Source organism: Herbaspirillum sp. B65 (genome assembly GCF_000333555.1).
GTDB lineage: Bacteria > Pseudomonadota > Gammaproteobacteria > Burkholderiales > Burkholderiaceae_D > Herbaspirillum > Herbaspirillum rubrisubalbicans.
Genome location: NZ_BADI01001025.1, coordinates 1 through 1,364 on the forward strand (window position 1 = coordinate 1; position 1,364 = coordinate 1,364).

Here is a 1,364-nt window from a genome sequence, read left to right on the forward strand (position 1 = left end):
ATGGGACACGGCATCTTCTCGGCGGCCGTCAGTTCGGCGGCGGTCTTGCCCAATGCCGGCAGCAGGAAGTGGGGTTCGTAGCAAAAGCCGCCCTCCCCGCGGGCCTGCGCCACGATCTCGCCCTTCCAGAGGCCATCGGCGATGACCGGTTGCGGGTCCTCGGCATGACGCACATAGACCAGCACGCAATAGTAATAGGCCGACTTGTCGGCGTGCGCGGCCAGCTCGGCGACCAGCTTGGCATTGTTGTTGGCGTCCGACTTGGGTTCGCCGGCATAGCGCGCCGAATACACGCCCGGCGCACCGCCCAGGGCATTGACGCAGACCCCCGAATCATCGGCCAGCGCCGGCAGGCCGGTCAGGCGGGCGGCATGACGGGCCTTGGCCAGGGCGTTCTCGACGAAGGTGGCGAAGGGTTCTTCCGCCTCGGGGACATTGAACTCGCCCTGCGGGCGCACGTCCAGCCCGATGTCGCCCAGCAGGCTGGCGAATTCCTTCAGTTTGCCGGCGTTGTTGGACGCCATCACGATCTTTTGCTTGGGTTGCATGTGTGCTCAAAATTCAGTTGCAAAGGGCGTAGCGCGCGCCGCCACAATAAAAAACGCCATGTCGGTGCGGCACATGGCGTTTTTGTTCATATCGCTTCTGAGCCGCATTGTACGGCCATTTGCGCCGCCGCGTCGCTGCGACTTACAGGCCCAGGGCCTGCTTCTGCAAGCCATTGAGCGTGGCAATGCCTTGCTGGGCCAGGTCCAGCAGGCTGTTGAGCGTGGCGCGGTCGAATGCCGCGCCTTCGGCGGTGCCCTGCACTTCCACGAAGTGGCCGGCATCGGTCATGACCACGTTCATATCAGTATCGCAATCCGAATCTTCCAGGTAATCCAGGTCCAGCACCGGCACGCCCTGATAGACGCCCACCGAGATGGCGGCCACGAATTGCTTCACGGGAATGGTCTCGATCAGGCCGCGCGACTGCAGCACGGTGAAGGCATCGTAGGCCGCCACCATGGCGCCGGTGATGGCGGCGGTGCGGGTGCCGCCGTCGGCTTGCAGCACGTCACAGTCCAGTTGCAGGGTACGCTCGCCGAAGGCTTCCAGGTCGAAGGCGGCACGCAGGGCGCGGCCGATCAGGCGCTGGATTTCCTGGGTGCGGCCGGATTGCTTGCCCTTGGCGGCTTCGCGGTCCATGCGGGTGTGGGTGGAACGGGGCAACATGCCGTATTCGGCGGTCAGCCAGCCCTGGCCCTTTACCTTCANGAAGCCGGGCACTTTTTCCTCGATGGAGGCGGTGCACAGCACCCGGGTATCGCCAAACTCGACCAGCACCGAAACCTTCGGCGTGCTTGGTGTACTGGCGGGTCAGG

1 protein-coding gene and 1 pseudogene are annotated in these 1,364 nt (G+C 64.5%); both read right to left on the reverse strand.

Translation table 11 applies throughout. The features are described 5' to 3' along the window. Nucleotides 1–548 (reverse strand): RdgB/HAM1 family non-canonical purine NTP pyrophosphatase (gene rdgB / locus I5W_RS24180; protein ID WP_044531161.1); only part of this gene is annotated, 548 nt, incomplete at its 3' end. A 142-nt stretch (nucleotides 549–690) separates the two neighbouring features. Next, nucleotides 691–1,363: pseudogene (gene rph / locus I5W_RS24185) on the reverse strand (ribonuclease PH). Between the last annotated feature and the right edge of the window lies 1 nt (nucleotide 1,364).